This window comes from Pseudomonas sp. AAC, from assembly GCF_000725445.1.
In the GTDB taxonomy this organism is placed as follows: Bacteria; Pseudomonadota; Gammaproteobacteria; order Pseudomonadales; family Pseudomonadaceae; genus Pseudomonas; species Pseudomonas citronellolis.
Genome location: NZ_KL647098.1, coordinates 729,082 through 745,428 on the forward strand (window position 1 = coordinate 729,082; position 16,347 = coordinate 745,428).

The 16,347-nt window shown below is 66.9% G+C and carries 13 protein-coding genes; 5 read left to right on the forward strand and 8 right to left on the reverse strand.

The window, feature by feature from the left end; translation table 11 throughout:
- Window positions 1-22: 22 nt before the first annotated feature.
- The gene (locus FG99_RS20800) at window positions 23-2,731 is read left to right on the forward strand and encodes a nitrate reductase (RefSeq protein ID WP_043272129.1); all 2,709 of its coding nucleotides are present in this window, start codon (window positions 23-25) and stop codon (window positions 2,729-2,731) included.
- A gap of 11 nt (window positions 2,732-2,742) precedes the next feature.
- Window positions 2,743-3,477, forward strand: a complete 735-nt coding sequence (gene cobA / locus FG99_RS20805; protein WP_043272130.1) for a uroporphyrinogen-III C-methyltransferase — start codon at window positions 2,743-2,745, stop codon at window positions 3,475-3,477.
- A gap of 1,074 nt (window positions 3,478-4,551) precedes the next feature.
- On the opposite strand, the gene FG99_RS20810 is transcribed toward cobA, so the two are convergent.
- From FG99_RS20810 to ppsA, 8 genes are all read right to left on the reverse strand, one after another.
- Window positions 4,552-5,613 carry an OmpA family protein gene (locus FG99_RS20810; protein WP_009618731.1) on the reverse strand — a complete coding sequence of 354 codons (1,062 nt, stop codon included), beginning with the start codon at window positions 5,611-5,613 and terminating at the stop codon, window positions 4,552-4,554.
- Between the two features lie 117 nt (window positions 5,614-5,730).
- Entirely contained in the window at window positions 5,731-6,321 is a 591-nt protein-coding gene (gene sigX / locus FG99_RS20815) for an RNA polymerase sigma factor SigX (protein WP_024128632.1), read from the reverse strand.
- Window positions 6,322-6,396: 75 nt separating this feature from the next.
- Window positions 6,397-7,221 carry a mechanosensitive ion channel family protein gene (locus FG99_RS20820; protein ID WP_009618727.1) on the reverse strand — a complete coding sequence of 275 codons (825 nt, stop codon included), beginning with the start codon at window positions 7,219-7,221 and terminating at the stop codon, window positions 6,397-6,399.
- Window positions 7,222-7,223: 2 nt separating this feature from the next.
- Complete coding sequence (locus FG99_RS20825; protein ID WP_009618725.1) at window positions 7,224-7,472, reverse strand: hypothetical protein; 249 nt, start codon at window positions 7,470-7,472, stop codon at window positions 7,224-7,226.
- Between the two features lie 54 nt (window positions 7,473-7,526).
- Window positions 7,527-8,525 carry a zinc transporter ZntB gene (locus FG99_RS20830; protein ID WP_009618723.1) on the reverse strand — a complete coding sequence of 333 codons (999 nt, stop codon included), beginning with the start codon at window positions 8,523-8,525 and terminating at the stop codon, window positions 7,527-7,529.
- An 82-nt stretch (window positions 8,526-8,607) separates the two neighbouring features.
- Window positions 8,608-9,096 carry a ribonuclease E activity regulator RraA gene (rraA, locus tag FG99_RS20835; RefSeq protein ID WP_043272131.1) on the reverse strand — a complete coding sequence of 163 codons (489 nt, stop codon included), beginning with the start codon at window positions 9,094-9,096 and terminating at the stop codon, window positions 8,608-8,610.
- 584 nt (window positions 9,097-9,680) lie between these two features.
- A complete protein-coding gene (locus tag FG99_RS20840; protein WP_043272132.1) occupies window positions 9,681-10,643 on the reverse strand; it encodes an alpha/beta fold hydrolase in 963 nt (320 codons plus the stop codon).
- Window positions 10,644-10,718: 75 nt separating this feature from the next.
- Window positions 10,719-13,088, reverse strand: coding sequence for a phosphoenolpyruvate synthase (gene ppsA / locus FG99_RS20845; protein WP_009618717.1), 2,370 nt, complete (start codon window positions 13,086-13,088; stop codon window positions 10,719-10,721).
- A gap of 165 nt (window positions 13,089-13,253) precedes the next feature.
- On the opposite strand from ppsA, the gene FG99_RS20850 reads away from it, so the two are divergent.
- From FG99_RS20850 to FG99_RS20860, 3 genes are all read left to right on the forward strand, one after another.
- Entirely contained in the window at window positions 13,254-14,072 is an 819-nt protein-coding gene (locus FG99_RS20850) for a posphoenolpyruvate synthetase regulatory kinase/phosphorylase PpsR (protein WP_009618715.1), read from the forward strand.
- 202 nt (window positions 14,073-14,274) lie between these two features.
- Window positions 14,275-14,814 carry a retropepsin-like aspartic peptidase RloA gene (locus FG99_RS20855; RefSeq protein WP_043272133.1) on the forward strand — a complete coding sequence of 180 codons (540 nt, stop codon included), beginning with the start codon at window positions 14,275-14,277 and terminating at the stop codon, window positions 14,812-14,814.
- Window positions 14,815-14,819: 5 nt separating this feature from the next.
- Entirely contained in the window at window positions 14,820-16,346 is a 1,527-nt protein-coding gene (locus FG99_RS20860) for an osmotic stress tolerance membrane protein RloB (protein WP_043272134.1), read from the forward strand.
- Window position 16,347 lies beyond the last annotated feature (1 nt).

Genomic DNA, 16,347 nt, shown 5'->3' on the forward strand with positions numbered 1-16,347 from the left:
GGCCGCGACACGGGAGAGCCCCATGAGCGAACGCCAAGTCACCGCCAGCACCTGCTGCTATTGCGGCGTGGGTTGCGGCGTCCTGATCGAGCACGACGGCGAGCGCATCCTCGGCGTGCGCGGCGACCCGGACCACCCGGCCAACCTCGGGCGCCTGTGCAGCAAGGGTTCCAGCCTGCACCTGACCGGCGACCTGGCCGCCCGCGCGCTGCATCCCGAGCTGCGCCTGGGAAAGCAACTGGCGCGCAGCCGGGTGGACTGGGACAGCGCCCTGGAGCACGCCGCCGGGGTGTTCGCCGAGACGATCCGCGAGCACGGCCCGGACAGCGTGGCCTTCTACGTCTCCGGGCAGCTGCTGACCGAGGACTACTACGCCTTCAACAAGCTGGCTCGGGCCCTGGTCGGCAGCAACAACATCGACAGCAACTCGCGGCTGTGCATGTCCTCGGCGGTGGTCGGCTACAAGCGCAGCCTCGGCGCCGACGCCCCACCCTGCTGCTACGAGGACCTGGAGCAGAGCGACTGCGTGCTGATCGCCGGCAGCAACATGGCCTACGCCCATCCGGTGCTGTTCCGCCGGCTGGAGGCGGCCAAGGCGGCGCGGCCGCAGATGAAGGTGATCGTCATCGACCCGCGGCGCACCGACACCTGCGAGCTGGCCGACCTGCACCTGGCGATCCAGCCCGGCACCGACGTGGCGCTGTTCCACGGCATCCTCCACCTGCTGCTCTGGGAAGGCTGGGCGGACCGCGCCTACATCGAGGCGCACACCCAGGGCTTCGACGAGCTGAAGAACCTGGTGCGCGACTACGGCCCGGTGGCGGTGGCGGAAATCTGCGGCATCGCCGTGGAGGACCTGCAACGCTGCGCGCAGTGGATCGGCCATGCGCCGAGCTTCCTCTCGCTGTGGTGCATGGGCCTGAACCAGTCCAGCGCCGGCAGCGCCAAGAACAGCGCGCTGATCAACCTGCACCTGGCCACCGGGCAGATCGGCCGTCCCGGCGCCGGGCCCTTCTCCCTCACCGGCCAGCCCAATGCCATGGGCGGCCGCGAGACCGGCAGCCTGGCCAACCTGTTGCCCGGCCACCGCGACGCCGGCGATGCCGCGCACCGCGCCGAAGTCGCGCGGTACTGGGGCGTCGAAGCGCTGCCGGAGCAGCCCGGACTGACCGCCATCGAGCTTTTCGACGCAGTGCGCGACGGGCGCATCAAGGCCCTGTGGATCGCCTGCACCAACCCCGCGCAATCCCTGCCGGACCAGGCGCGGGTACGCGAAGCGCTCGCAGCCTGCCCCTTCGTGGTGGTGCAGGAAGCCTTCGCCACCAGCGAGACCTGCCGCTACGCCGACCTGCTGCTGCCGGCCGCCAGCTGGGGCGAGAAGGAAGGCACCGTGACCAACTCCGAACGCCGCGTCAGCCACGTGCGCCGCGCCGTGCCGGCCCCCGGCGAGGCCCGCGCCGACTGGTCCATCGCCTGCGACTTCGCCCGCCGCCTGGAGCGCCGCCTGCGCCCCGGCCGGCCGAGCCTGTTCGACTTCGCCGAACCCCAGGCGCTGTTCGACGAATACCGCCCGCTCACCCAGGGCCGCGATCTCGACCTGGGCGGCATCAGCTACGCCCTGCTGGATGCGCGCGGCCCGCAGCAATGGCCGCTGCCCGAGGGCGCCAGCCAGGGCCTGAAGCGCCTCTACGCCGACGGCAACTTCGCCACCGCCAACGGCCGCGCGCGCTTCATCGCCGACGCCTACCGCGCACCGAAGGAACGCCGCGAGGCGCGCTTCCCGCTGATCCTCAACACCGGCCGGCTGCGCGACCAGTGGCACGGCATGACGCGCACCGGCACCGCCGCCAGCGCCTTCGGCCACGTCGAGGAAGCCTGCCTGAGCCTGCACCCGGCGGAACTGCGCCGACGGCGCCTGGAAGACGGCCAGCTGGTGCGCCTGAGCAGCCGCCGCGGCAGCCTGGTGCTGCCGGTGCAGGCCGACGACGGCCTGCTGCCCGGCCAGGCCTTCCTGCCCATGCACTGGGGCGAACGCTTCCTCAAGGGCCTGGGGGTGAACGCCCTGACCCTGCCGGCCTTCGACCCGCTGTCGCGGCAGCCGGAACTCAAGCACGCCGCCGTGGAAGTCGCCGCCGTGACGCTGCCCTGGCAGTTCTACGCGCTGGTCGAAGGCGACCTGCAACAACGTTTCGAGGCCCTGCGCCCGCTGTTCGACGGCCTGGACTACGCCAGCTTCACCCTGGCCGGCCGCGAGCGCCCTGCCCTGCAGGTGCGCGCCGCCGCCAGCGCGGCGCCGGACGCCGCCTGGCTGCAGCAGGTCGATGCGCTGCTCGACCTGCTCGACGGCCCGGTGCTGGCCTACGACGACCCGCGCCGCGTCCAGGGCAAGCGGGTGCGCCTGGAAGACGGCCGCATCGCCGGCCTGCGCCTGGCCGGCAGCGGCATCGCCAGCGACTGGCTCAAGGCGCTGTGGCTGTCCGGCGAAAGCGACGCCGACCTGCGCCGCAAACTGCTCGCCCCACCTGGCGCGCAGGTCGCCGCGGCCAGCGACAAGACTCTGTGCAACTGCAGGAACGTGCGCCTGAGCCAGGTGCGCGAAGGCATCGTCCGCGGCCTGGACCTGGACGGCCTGAAGCGCGAACTGGGCTGCGGCAGCCAATGCGGTTCCTGTGTTCCCGAAATACGGCGGTTGCTGGCCAGCGAAGCCGGCGCCCTCGCCGCCAACGCCTGAGGAGAGAGAAGATGAGTGGAAAAGTCTGGCTGGTCGGCGCCGGCCCCGGCGATCCGGAGCTGCTGACGCTGAAGGCCGTGCGCGCCCTGTCCGGCGCCCAGGTGGTACTGCTCGACGACCTGGTCAACCCGCAACTGCTGGAGCACTGCCCCGGCGCCCGGGTGGTGCGCGTGGGCAAGCGCGGCGGCTGCCGCTCCACGCCCCAGGACTTCATCCAGCGCCTGATGCTGCGCTACGCCCGCCAGGGCTTCAGCGTGGTGCGCCTGAAAGGCGGCGACCCGTGCATCTTCGGCCGTGGCGGCGAGGAAGCGGCCTGGCTGGAGGCCCGCGGCATCGCCTGCGAGCTGGTCAACGGCATCACCGCCGGGCTGGCCGGCGCCACTTCCTGCGGCATTCCCCTGACCCTGCGCGGCATCAGCCGCGGCGTCAGCCTGGTCACCGCACACACCCAGGACGACAGCGAGCCGAACTGGCCGGCGCTGGCCCAGTCCGGCACCACCCTGGTGATCTACATGGGCGTGGCACGCCTGGCGGAAGTCCGCGACGGCCTGCTGGCGGGCGGCATGCGCCGGGGCATGCCGATGGCGATGATCGAAAACGCCTCGCTGCCGCGGCAGCGCGAATGCCGCAGCACTCTGGGTGCAATGCTCGACGACGCCACCGCCTTCGGCCTGCGCAGCCCGGCCATCCTGGTGATCGGCGAGGTGGCCGCCGAGGCCGCGCTGGAGCTGGCGCGCAGCGCCTGAACGACTGCTCCGAGACGTGGGGCGGATAACCGTTCGCGGTTATCCGCCGTTGGCCAGTGCGCCGATGCCATCAGGGCTGTAGGAGCGAGCTTGCTCGCGAATGGGGTTTCCCGGTGGCTTAGGTGCTGGGTTCAAGAGCCCCCTCACCCCAGCCCTCTCCCGGAGGGAGAGGGGGCCGTTCGGAGTGGGTGGGGAGTTTGGAGTCGTCCTGATACTCCTCACTCCCCCCGTTGCTCCTGCGCGGGAACGTAGGGCGTATAACCGTTCGCGGTTATACGCCGTTGGCCGGTGCGCCGATGCCATCATGATTGTAGGAGCGAGCTTGCTCGCGAACGAGGTTTGCCGGTGGCTGGGGTGTCGGGGGTAAGAGCGCCCTCTCCCCAGCCCTCGGCTGCGCGCCCCGCCCTGAAGGGAGAGGGGGCCGTTCGGAGTGAGTGGTGAGTTCAGAGAGTCATCCTGAAACTCCTCACTCTCCCTCGTCATTCCCGCGAATGCGGGAACCCAGTGACTGGCGGGTTCGCGAGCAAGCTCGCTCCTACGAAAAGCAAAAGCAAAAGCGCGTTTGCTCTTGGACTTCCAGAGAAACAGCCGAGCGCACCGAAACGCCCCTTCAGAAGGCCGAGCGAAACCCGCGCTCAGGAGGTCATGCGACATGGATGTCGCGAGAGCCCCGATGGGCTACAGGGACGTACCCTCGGGGCGGGCCTCCGTGGCGGGGGAGTTCGTGAGGGTAGCCCGACTGTGTCGGGCCCGTATGGCGGGGCAAGCCTTTTTGGTTCCTTTTGTGGCGACTGACAAAAGGGACTCGCCCGAGGGGGCGAAACAAGAAGGTCGGGCAGACTCGGAGCGGCGCAGAAACACCCAAGCCAAGGCAACTGGGGTTATCCCCCTTCGGGCCAGCGCAAGCGCTGTTCGCGATGAAGCCGCGTCCCGCGTTCGCGGGAATGACGAGATTAGGTTGGGTGCAAGGGCTCGCAAGCGAATCCATAGCCCCATCCCAACCACCTAAACGAGCTTTTCCCCAGACAAAGAAAAACCCGGCCTAGGCCGGGTTTTTCCTGGAACTCAGACCAATTACTGCTGCTTGGCCTGGGCTTCCACTTCGGCTTCTACGCGACGGTTGACGGCGCGGCCTTCAGCGGTGCTGTTGTCAGCAACCGGACGGCTCTCACCATAACCCACGGCGTTCACGCGGCCGCCTTCCACACCGTACTCGTTGACCAGCACGTCACGAACGGCGTTGGCACGACGCTCGGACAGTTTCTGGTTGTAGGCGTCGGTGCCGACGGAGTCGGTGTGGCCTTCAACGGTGGTGGAGGTGGACGGGTACTGCTTCATGAAGTCAGCCAAGTTCTTGATGTCAGCGTAGCTGTTCTCTTTGACCTTGGACTTGTCGAAGTCGAACTTGACGTCCAGCTGGACGCGGACGACTTCAGCGACGGCCGGGCAGCCGTTGGCGTCAACGGTGACGTTGGCCGGGGTGTTCGGGCACTTGTCGACGTTGTCGCAGACGCCGTCGTGGTCTTCGTCGGAGCAGACTTCGGCGACCGGCTCCGGAGCCGGGGCCGGCTTGGCGCCGCCACCGAAGTTCATGCCGACGCCGACGCCAGCCATCCACTCGCCCTGGTGACCGTTGTCACGCTTCTCCAGGCCGTACTGGCCGTCGAGGCTGGCCTTGGCGAAGAAGTTCTCGGTGAAGTAGTACTTCAGGCCGGCGCCGATGTTGGCCATGGTCAGGTTCTGACGGCCGCCGTTCTCGCTGTTGACGTTGGTCAGGCTCTGGTGACCGATGCCGGCGGAAACGTACGGACGCAGGCCGACACCCGGGGTACCGAAGTGGTAGATGGCATCCAGGGAAGCCAGGTTGCCATGGACCTTCTTGTTGCCGGACTCGTAGGTGCCACGAATGTCGTGGTATTCACCGTAGGAGAGCGCCAGCTCGACGTCGTCGGTCAGGAAGTAGCCGACGGAACCGCCGTAGAGGTCCCCGTTCTTCATGTTGCGGGTGCTGTCAGTGAAGTAGCGCTTGCCGAAGGCTTCGGCTTCGACTGCGCCTTGGCCTTGAGCGAAAGCATTCACGGCGGAAGCAGCGATCATGGAGCCGATCACGACGCCCAGGGTGTTCTTCAGTTTCATCCGTTAAATCCCCATCTTGGTGGTCAGTAAGCCGATGACCGCCGACAAAAGGCAGGCCATACAACTTGCGGGCAAGTTTATCAGAACTTGCGAATTAGAGAGACAACATTTACCCAACTATGTTTCGGATATGCCCGAAAACTTTTCGCGCAGCCGATCCAGTGCACGCTTGTATCGCATCTTAGTCGCACTCAGGCCCATGTGCATGATGTCGGCGATCTCCTGGAATTCGAGCTCTGCGACAAATCGTAGCACCAGAATTTCCCGATCGATGGGATTGACATGTACCAGCCATCGGTCCAGGCCGCCTCGCTCCTCGACCTTCGGCGCCTTCTCCTCGGAAGCCTCCTCGAGCGGGTCCAGGCTCAGCGCATCGAGCAGCCGGCGCTTTCGTCTTTCCTTGCGATATTGGGTTATGCACTCGTTGTAAGTGATGCTGTACAACCAAGTTTTGAACTTCGATTTGCCCTCGAAGTTCTTCAATCCATACAGCACCTTGAGCATCACTTCCTGGCACACGTCGTCGGCATCCCGATCGTTGCCCAGATAGCGCGCGCAGACGTTGAACAGCGTGCGCTGGTATCGGCGCATCAGCTCCTCGTACGCCCGGGTGACGTGGAACAGCTCGTCATGGGCGCGCTCCACCAGCTCCTCGTCGGTCAGCTGGCGCGGGTCGTAGCGCTGGGACAATGGTTGCGGCTTGTTCAAGTCGGGTTCGGGCCAGGTCATGTCGGCCGCCGACGCGGCTTACGCGAAGCGGCGTCGGCGTTGCACGGGATCATCTCAGCGGCTGGTCACACGGCGCTCGAGGAGCACGCGGTTGGCAATGGACACCAACTCGCCCTCATCGGTCATCAGAATAGTCTTGATGGTGCCGATTTCTTCGATGATGCCTTCGACATCGTCCACTTTCACCTCTTGCCCGACCTGGTACAGCTCGCGCACGTAGATACCGGCGATGATCTGCCCGGCGATCTCCCGGCTGCCCAGGCCCAGGGCCAGGGCGGCGGCGAGGCCGACGGTGATCAGCACGATGGCGATGATGTAGTTGAGCAGGTCGGTCTTGACCTCGAGCTGGCCGACGGCCACCGAGATGCTGATGATGATCACCAGCCACTGGGCCACGCGCCCCAGGCCGCCGGCGTATTCCAGGCCGACGCCCTCGGCGGCGCCGCGCACCACGCTGTTGAGCAACTGCGCCAGGAGCACGCCGACGATCAGCACCAGGGCCGCGCCGAACACCTTGGGCAGGTACAGGGCGAGCACGTCGAGGGTGGCGGAGACGCGCTGCAGGCCCAGGGATTCGGCGGCGGAGACCAGGAACACCAGCAGCACGAACCAGTAGACGATCTTGCCCACCAGGGTCGAGACCGGCACCTGGATGCCGATGCGGGCCATCAGCTTGGTCAGGCCGGTGCCGCCCATCAGGCGGTCCAGGCCGAGCTTGGCCAGCAGCTTGGACAGCAGGGCGTCGAGCAGCTTGGCCACGACGAAGCCCAGCAGCACCACCACCAGGGCGCCGAGCAGGTTCGGGATGAACCCGGCGAGCTTGCCCCACAGGGTGTTCATGGCGGTGAGCAGGCTTTGCGTCCAGATATCGAATTGCATCTTCAGTCGGCCTTGTCAGCGGAAGGGGCGGAATTCTGCGGGCGCCGGGACACCGGCGCAAGGTGGGCGGCGCCGCGGCTTACGCCCAGGCTCAGGGCTTGCAGCCAGTGGCCCATGAGGCTGAACAGGTCGCCGGCGCCGACCTGGCGGTTGGCGGTCTTCAGCACGCGACCCAGGCGCGCGTCTTCCTCCGGCTCCTGGTCCGGCATGCGCAGCAGGTTGCGCAGGGATTCTTCGAACGGATCGTGCATGCACAGCTCTCCTTCGTGTGCTGCCTTGACGCAGCCACACCCCCACAAGTCACATCAGAGCCAGCGCAGGCGGCGGAAGATCCACCACTGGGTCGCGGCGATCACGGCCATCAGCAGGCAGGCCATGGCGAAGCCGTGCGGCGCGCTGGAGCCCGGAATCCCGCCTACGTTGATGCCCAGAAGCCCGGCCACGAAACTCATGGGCAGGAAAAAGCCGGTGATGATACCAAGAATGTACATGGTCTTGTTCATCCGCTCGGTGATCCGCCGGTGCTCGGCCTCCTGGATCAGCGAGATGCGCTCGCGCACCAGCTCCAGTTCCTCGAGGTTGCGCGTCAGGCGGTTGTACAGCTCGTTCCAGTAGTCGGCGTCGTCGCCCAGCGTCCAGGACAGCTTGATCCGCGTGAGCTGCGAGTAGATGTCGCGCTGCGGCGCCAGGTAGCGCCGCAGGCCCGCGGAGCGCCGGCGCAGGGCGCGCAGCTCGGCCTGGTCGGGCACGTTGCGCTCGTCTTCCTCGATGGCCTCCTCCATGGCGTCGAGTTCGTCGGCCAGGCCGCCGATCAGGGTATCGATGCGGTCGGTGAGGTAGTGCGCCAGGCTCAGCACCAGCTCCGAGGCGTTCTTCGGGCCGCGCCCGGCGGCCAGGTCCTGGCGCAGGTCGGCCACTGCCTTGAGCGGGCGCAGGCGCAGGGAGATCACCCGCTGCTTCTCGGCGAACACCCGCAGCGAGACCATGTCCTCGGGCACCGCGCCGGGGTTGAGGTTGACGCCGCGCAGGAACAGCAGCAGGCGCTCGGCGCCCAGGTCCAGCAGGCGCGGGCGGGTCGCCTCCTCCAGCAGCAGGTCGCAGGTGAATTCGTTCAACCCGCTGGAGTCGCGCAGCCAGGACTGCGCCTCGGGGACGCCGCGGTCCCAGTGCACCCAGAGGCTTTCCTCGGGCTTGAGGTCCAGCAGCGGCAGTTCGCTGCGGGAAATCTGCCGGCCGCCGCCGTGGCCATCGAGGACGTAGCCGTAGATCAGCCCACGCTCGGTGCCGCTTTCGTATTGCTGCATCGCCTGTTCCAGAAATGCCATGAAGTGCCGGGCGCCGCCGGCGGGCTCGACCATTGACCGGCGAAGGCGCCCGGCGTTCAGCTCACTCGGGCATTTTCAGGGCCTGGGGGGAGACGATGATGCCGTTGTTGTCGGCGTAGACAAACTCGCCCGGACGGAAAGTGATGCCGCCGAAGGTCACGGCCACGTTGAGGTCGCCGATGCCGCGCTTGTCGGTCTTCATCGGGTGGCTGGCCAGGGCCTGCACGCCCAGGTCGGTCTGCGCGATCACGTCGACGTCGCGGATGCAGCCGTAGACCACGATGCCTTCCCAGCCGTTCTTCGCCGCCTTCTCGGCCAGCATGTCGCCCAGCAGCGCGCGGCGCAGCGAGCCGCCGCCGTCGACCACCAGCACCTTGCCCTTGCCGTCCTTGTCCACCTGCTCCTTGACCAGCGAGTTGTCCTCGAAGCACTTGATGGTGACGATCTCGCCGCCGAAGGAGTCGCGACCGCCGAAGTTGCTGAACATGGGCTCGACGACCTGGACCAGGTCGGGATAGGCATCGCACAGATCAGGGGTGACGTATTGCATGGAGAGACTCCTTGGAGTGTCGGGATGAACCTGCGGCGGACCGGCGGAGCGGCGATGAAGCCCGGAATGACCGGAACCCGGCCTGGCGTCACAGTCTAGCGACTGTCACGCCATCCGCCTACGCCCGCCGCCCTGCTCCGCGGCTTGGCGGCCTTCGCCGAGAGGCACGCGTAGGGCGCATAACGCCTACGGCGTTATCCGCCGCCTGGCCTTGATTGCCGGCGGCGCCGGGGTTGACCTGGGCATTGGCCATGGCCTCGGTGCAGCGGCGGATAACCGCGAACGGTTATTCGCCCTACGCCGCCCCACCTGCACCATTCCCCTGTAGGAGCGCGCCCTGCGCGCGAATCGCGGGCAGGGCCCGCTCCTACAGCCCGCCGGATGGCACGGTATTCCTCCCCCGTAGGAGCGGACCTTGTCCGCGATAACCGGACGTCCCGGCGCGGATCGCGGATAAGATCCGCTCCCACGCTGCCCCACCCGCGTCATTCCCCTGTAGGAGCGCGCCCTGCGCGCGAAATCGCGGGCAGGGCCCGCTGGCGAGTATGGCTCCTACGAAAAGCACCTCGGCGCAGCCTGTAATCCTACGGGTTGCCGGGAGGCAAGGCCTGGCGCTCCAGCCAGTGCAGGACCCGCGGCCACACCTCGCGCTGGGCGCCCTTGCTCACCAGCATCTCGACGTGCCCGAAGTTTTCCGAAAAGCCCTGCCGGCGCCCCAGGCAGAGGTATTCGCGGACTTCCGAGCCGAACTGCTCGAACAGCTTGCGGCAGGCCCAGGGCGGGTCCTGGCGGTCGCCCTCGGCGCTGACCGCCAGCACCGGCGCCGTCACCTTGGCCAGGCCGCCCCACCAGTCGTTGTCGCGTTCGCCGAAGCGGCCGAACAGGCCATGCCAGCGCAAGGCCTCCAGGGCCAGGCCGATGGGCTCGTCCTCCGGGCCGCGGCGCAGGCGCGGGCCGGGGATCACGCCCATGCGCTTGAGCAGCAGGCGCCCGCTCCAGGCCACCGGCGGCAGCTTCAGCGCCCAGTAGTCGCGGCTGACCTGGCTGCCGAACAGGGCCACGCTGGCCACCTGCTCCGGCGCCAGGTAGCCGCCGCCGAGGGTCGCCGCCAGGCTGATGCCGCCCAGGGAATGGCCGATCCAGTGCGGCGCCTGGCCGCTCTGCTCGACGACGAAGGCGGCGATGGCCGGCAGGTCGAAGCGCGCGTAGGCGGCGACGCTGTTGCGCGAATAGTCGAGGTTGCGCGGCGACAGGCCGTGGCCGCGCATCTCCGGTATCCACACGTCGAAGCCGGCGCGCGCCAGGTACGGCCCCAGGCCGATGGCCTTGGGCGAGTACCAGAAGCGCCGGTTGGAGAAGCTGCCATGCACCAGGATCACCGGCGCACCGCGCTGCTCGCGGCCCGGCAGGCCCAGGCGGGTCAGCGCCAGTTCGACGCTGGGGTCCGGGCTGTTGTTGGGCTTCAGGCGGTAGACGTCCTCGGTGAGGTCGCCACGCAGTTCGGCGCTGACGAGCGCCACGGGAAAGAGTCGGCTACTGCTGTGCATGTCGTGGAATGGGTTGGCACGAAAAAGGGCGGGTGCAAGCACCCGCCCTTCCTGAACCCGCAGGTCCGGTTGGCGTCAGGCCTGGCCTTCGGCCAGGAAGAACCAGGTGTCGAGCACCGAGTCGGGGTTCAGCGAGACGCTCTCGATGCCCTGCTCCATCAGCCACTTGGCCAGGTCCGGGTGGTCCGAGGGGCCCTGGCCGCAGATGCCGATGTACTTGCCGGCCTTGTTGCACGCCTGGATAGCGTTGGCCAGCAGCTTCTTGACCGCCGGGTTACGCTCGTCGAACAGGTGCGCGACGATGCCCGAGTCGCGGTCCAGGCCGAGGGTCAGCTGGGTCAGGTCGTTGGAGCCGATGGAGAAGCCGTCGAAGAACTCCAGGAACTCCTCGGCCAGCAGGGCGTTGGACGGCAGTTCGCACATCATGATGACTTTCAGGCCGTTCTCGCCGCGCTTCAGGCCGTTGGTGGCCAGCAGTTCGACCACCTGGGAAGCCTCGCCGAGGGTGCGCACGAAGGGCACCATCAGTTCGACGTTGGTCAGGCCCATCTCGTTGCGGACCTTCTTCATCGCCCGGCATTCCAGCTCGAAGCAGTCGCGGAAGGATTCGCTGATGTAGCGCGAGGCGCCGCGGAAGCCGAGCATCGGGTTCTCTTCTTCCGGCTCGTAGAGCTTGCCGCCGATCAGGTTGGCGTACTCGTTGGACTTGAAGTCCGACAGGCGCACGATGACCTTCTTCGGCCAGAAGGCCGCGGCCAGGGTGCTGACGCCCTCGACCAGCTTCTCGACGTAGAAGCCCACCGGGTCGTCGTAGCCGGCGATGCGCTTCTCGACGCTTTCCTTGATGTCGGCCGGCAGGCTGGCGAAGTTCAGCAGCGCCTTGGGGTGCACGCCGATCATGCGGTTGATGATGAATTCCAGGCGGGCCAGGCCCACGCCCTCGTTGGGCAGTTGGGCGAAGTCGAAGGCGCGGTCCGGGTTGCCGACGTTCATCATGATCTTGAACGGCAGCTCGGGCATGGCGTCCACCGAGTTCTGGCGCACGTCGAAGCCCAGCTGGCCTTCGTAGATCAGGCCGGTGTCGCCTTCGGCGCAGGACACGGTGACCTGCTGGCCGTCCTTCAGCACGGCGGTGGCGTTGCCGCAGCCGACCACGGCCGGGATGCCCAGTTCACGGGCGATGATCGCCGCGTGGCAGGTACGCCCGCCGCGGTTGGTGACGATGGCGCTGGCGCGCTTCATCACCGGCTCCCAGTCCGGGTCGGTCATGTCGGAGACCAGCACGTCGCCGGGCTGCACCTTGTCCATCTCGGAGACGTCGTGGATGACCTTCACCGGGCCTGCGCCGATGCGCTGGCCGATGGCGCGGCCTTCCACCAGGACCTTGCCCTTCTCCTTGAGCAGGTAGCGTTCCATCACGGTGGCGCTGGAACGGCTCTTCACGGTTTCCGGGCGGGCCTGGACGATGTACAGCTTGCCGTCGTCGCCGTCCTTCGCCCATTCGATGTCCATCGGCCGCTGGTAGTGCTTCTCGATGATCAGCGCCTGCTTGGCCAGTTCGGTGACCTCGGCGTCGGACAGGGCGAAGCGCGCGCGGTCGGCCTTCTCCACGTCGACCACCTTGACCGACTTGCCGGCCTTGGCTTCGTCGCCGTAGATCATCTTGATCGCCTTGCTGCCCAGGTTGCGGCGCAGGATCGCCGGGCGGCCGGCTTCCAGGGTGGGCTTGTGCACGTAGAACTCGTCGGGGTTCACCGCGCCCTGCACCACGGTCTCGCCGAGGCCGTAGGCGCCGGTGATGAACACCACGTCACGGAAGCCGGACTCGGTGTCCAGGGTGAACATCACCCCGGCGGTGCCGGTTTCCGAGCGGACCATGCGCTGCACGCCGGCGGACAGGGCGACCAGCTTGTGGTCGAAGCCCTGGTGCACGCGGTAGGCGATGGCACGGTCGTTGAACAGGGAGGCGAAGACTTCCTTGGCCGCGCGGATCACGTTGTCCACGCCGCGGATGTTCAGGAAGGTCTCCTGCTGGCCGGCGAAGGAGGCGTCCGGCAGGTCTTCGGCGGTGGCCGAGGAACGCACGGCAACGGCCATGTTGTCGTTGCCGCCGGCCATCTCGGCGAAGGCCTTGCGGATGTCGGCGTCCAGCTGGGCGGGGAACTCGGCGTCCATCACCCACTGGCGGATCTGCGCGCCGGTCTTGGCCAGGGCGTTGACGTCGTCGACATCGAGGGCGTCCAGGGCGGCGTGAATGCGGTCGTTCAGGCCACTCTGCTCGAGGAAGTCACGGTAGGCCTGGGCGGTGGTGGCGAAACCACCGGGAACCGAAACCCCAGCACCGGCGAGGTTGCTGATCATTTCGCCCAGGGATGCGTTCTTGCCCCCCACACGTTCGACATCATGGACGCCGAGCTTATCGAGGGAAACTACGTACTCTACCAAGGTGATCTCTCCACTGAATGTTGGAAAAGCTCAAACGGGCCACCGCGACACCGCCCCTTTCTGGCCGCGGCCAGAAAAATAAGTGACAATGCCCCGGCAGGAGGCCTTGCAAAAGCGCGGCCTATCATACTCAGGATTCTTTCCTACATTAAGGCCCGCAGCGCAATGAAACGTACGGCTTTCTTCATTTCCGACGGAACCGGCATCACCGCCGAAACCCTCGGCCAGAGTCTTCTTGCGCAGTTCGAGAACATCCATTTCCACAAACTGACGCGACCGTACATCGACACCGAAGAAAAAGCGCGCGTCATGGTACAGCAAATCAACGCGGCTGCGCAGGCGGACGGCGCCCGCCCGATCATCTTCGACACCATCGTCAACCGTGAGATCCGGGCGGTCCTGGCCCAGTCGAACGGCTTCATGATCGACATCTTCTCGACCTTTTTGTCCCCTCTGGAGCAGGAATTATCCGCGGACTCGTCGTATTCCGTCGGAAAATCCCACAGCATCGGCCACAATCCGCACTACATGGAGCGGATCGACGCGGTCAACTTCGCCCTCGACAACGACGACGGCGCCCGCACCCACTACTACGACAAGGCCGACCTGATCCTGGTCGGCGTGTCGCGCTGCGGCAAGACGCCCACCTGCCTCTATATGGCAATGCAATATGGCATTCGTGCGGCGAACTATCCGCTGACCGAGGAGGACATGGAGCGCCTGCAGCTGCCCAACGCCCTCAAGCCCTACAAGGGCAAGCTGTTCGGCCTGACCATCGACCCCGACCGGCTCACCGCCATCCGCAACGAGCGCAAGCCCAACAGCCGCTACGCCAGCTTCGCCCAGTGCGAGTTCGAGGTGCGCGAGGTGGAGAACCTGTTCCGCCGCGAGAACATCGCCTACATCAACTCCACCCATTTCTCGGTGGAGGAGATCGCCGCCAAGATCATGGTGGAGAAAGGCGTCGAGCGCCGCCTGAAGTAGCCCCGCGCGGCCCTGTGAACCGGCTCACGCTGCCGCCCGCCGGGGCCTGGCGGGTGTCGTCACACGGCACCTGCGTGCTAGAATCGCGCCCCGCATCCCTCCTGGGGGGCCCAGGCCCCGGCCAAGGATGACTCGCCCGCAGGCCGTGGCGTTTGCCGGATGTACCCGTTCACTGGCCTACGGCCCCCAGCGCTCAGGACTTATGAGACTCAAGCCCACAGCCCTGCTGCTCCTGATTTTCCTGGCGGCCTTCGGCGGCCCCGCCGGCGCCGCCGGCAAGACCGTCTACGGGCTCATCGAATACGCCCACATCGGCCAGCTCGACCAGGTACTGGCGGCCAAGCTCGACACCGGCGCCAAGACCGCCTCCCTGAGCGCCCGCGACATCAAGCGCTTCAAGCGCGACGGCGAAACCTGGGTGCGCTTCTACCTGGCCACCGACACCGCCGACAGCCAGCCGCTGGAGCGGCCGCTGGCGCGCATCAGCAAGATCAAGCGGCGCCACGGCGACTTCGACCCCGACGAGGGCAAGGCCTACACAGCGCGCCCGGTCATCGAACTGGACGTCTGCCTGGGCAGGCTGCGCCGCACCATCGAAGTGAACCTTACCGACCGCAGCGCATTCCAATATCCCCTGCTGATCGGCTCCGACGCGCTCAAGCGCTTCGGCGCCCTGGTCGACCCCAGCCTGAAATACGCCGCCGGCCAGCCCGGCTGCCCCGTTGCGAAACCTGCCGAGTAAAGCCCATGCGCTCCATCAACCTGCACCTGAAGATCCTGATCGCCATCCTGGTGGTCCTGGGCGTTTCCATCACCGCCTACCAGATCTTCATCCTCGGCATCCCCATGACCGAGGCGGAAACCGACGACCTGTGGAACATCGACGCCAAGGTCGAATTCCTCGCCACGCCGAAGACCCCGGTCAAGGTGCAGATGTTCGTGCCGCCGCTGACCCAGAGCTACGTCAGCCTCAACGAGAGCTTCGTCTCGAACAACTACGGGGTGAGCATCAACCGCGCCGACGGCAACCGCAAGGTGACCTGGTCCTCGCGCCGCGCCAACGGCAAGCAGACGCTCTACTACCGCCTGGTGCTGACCAAGCGCTTCAGCGGCGAGCAACCCAAGGAAAAAGGCCCGATCTTCCGTGACAGCCCGCCCCTGGAAGGCCCGGAGAAGATCGCCGCCGAAGCGCTGATCGCGCCCATCCGCCAGCACTCGGCGGACATCGAGACCTTCGTCAGCGAAACCATCAAGCGCGCCAACAACCTGGCCGACGACAACGTCAAGCTGCTGCTGGCCGGCGACACCAGCCTGGAGAAGCGCTCGTACATCGTCGAGACCCTGCTGGCCCAGGCCCACGTGCCCATGGAGCGCGTGCACACCCTGCGCCTGCTGGCCAACCAGGCGCAGAGCCCGGAACTGTGGCTGCGCAGCTACAACGGCAAGGACTGGCTGTACTTCAACCCGGAAACCGGCGAGCGCGGCCTGCCCGCCGACCGCCTGATCTGGTGGCTGGGCGACGAGCCGCTGCTGGCGGTGGAAGGCGGCAAGAAGGCACTGATCAGCTTCAGCCTGAACAACAGCGAGATGAACGCCATCCGCCTGGCCAAGCTGACCAACGAGAACACCGACGCGTCCTTCCTCGACTACTCGCTGTACGGCCTGCCGCTGTCCACCCAGCAGACCTTCCAGATCATGATCATGATCCCCTTCGGCGTGCTGGTGATCCTGGTCCTGCGCAACCTGATCGGCATCCAGACCCTCGGCACCTTCACCCCGGTGCTGATCGCCCTCGCCTTCCGCGAGACCGGCCTGCAGTGGGGCATCGGCCTGTTCACCGTGATCACCGCCCTGGGCCTGTCGCTGCGCTCCTACCTCGAGCACCTGAAGCTGCAGATGCTGCCGCGGCTGTCGGTGGTGCTGACCTTCGTGGTGGTGATGATCGCCGCCATCAGCCTGCTCAGCCACCGCCTGGGCTTCGAGAGCGGCCTGTCGGTGGCGCTGTTCCCCATGGTGATCCTGACCATGAGCATCGAGCGCCTGTCGATCACCTGGGAAGAACGCGGCGCCGCGCACGCCATGAAGGCGGCGGTGGGCACCCTGTTCGCCGCGGCCCTGGCGCACATCCTGATGCGCGTGCCGGAGCTGGTGTACTTCGTGTTCACCTTCCCGGCGGTGCTGCTGCTCCTGGTGGCCTTCATGCTGGCGATGGGTCGCTACCGCGGCTACCGCCTGACCGAGCTGTTCCGCTTCAAAGCCTTCCTGAAGGACTGAG

Excerpts from the sequence above, each read along its gene's own strand:
- FG99_RS20860 (WP_043272134.1), top strand. The coding sequence starts at position 14,820 with ATGCGCTCCATCAACCTGCACCTGAAGATCCTGATCGCCATCCTGGTG.
- FG99_RS20820 (WP_009618727.1), bottom strand. The coding sequence starts at position 7,221 with ATGCAATTCGATATCTGGACGCAAAGCCTGCTCACCGCCATGAACACC.
- rraA (WP_043272131.1), bottom strand. The coding sequence starts at position 9,096 with ATGCAATACGTCACCCCTGATCTGTGCGATGCCTATCCCGACCTGGTC.
- FG99_RS20810 (WP_009618731.1), bottom strand. The coding sequence starts at position 5,613 with ATGAAACTGAAGAACACCCTGGGCGTCGTGATCGGCTCCATGATCGCT.
- FG99_RS20850 (WP_009618715.1), top strand. The coding sequence starts at position 13,254 with ATGAAACGTACGGCTTTCTTCATTTCCGACGGAACCGGCATCACCGCC.
- cobA (WP_043272130.1), top strand. The coding sequence starts at position 2,743 with ATGAGTGGAAAAGTCTGGCTGGTCGGCGCCGGCCCCGGCGATCCGGAG.
- FG99_RS20825 (WP_009618725.1), bottom strand. The coding sequence starts at position 7,472 with ATGCACGATCCGTTCGAAGAATCCCTGCGCAACCTGCTGCGCATGCCG.
- FG99_RS20840 (WP_043272132.1), bottom strand. The coding sequence starts at position 10,643 with ATGCACAGCAGTAGCCGACTCTTTCCCGTGGCGCTCGTCAGCGCCGAA.
- FG99_RS20800 (WP_043272129.1), top strand. The coding sequence starts at position 23 with ATGAGCGAACGCCAAGTCACCGCCAGCACCTGCTGCTATTGCGGCGTG.
- FG99_RS20855 (WP_043272133.1), top strand. The coding sequence starts at position 14,275 with ATGAGACTCAAGCCCACAGCCCTGCTGCTCCTGATTTTCCTGGCGGCC.
- FG99_RS20830 (WP_009618723.1), bottom strand. The coding sequence starts at position 8,525 with ATGCAGCAATACGAAAGCGGCACCGAGCGTGGGCTGATCTACGGCTAC.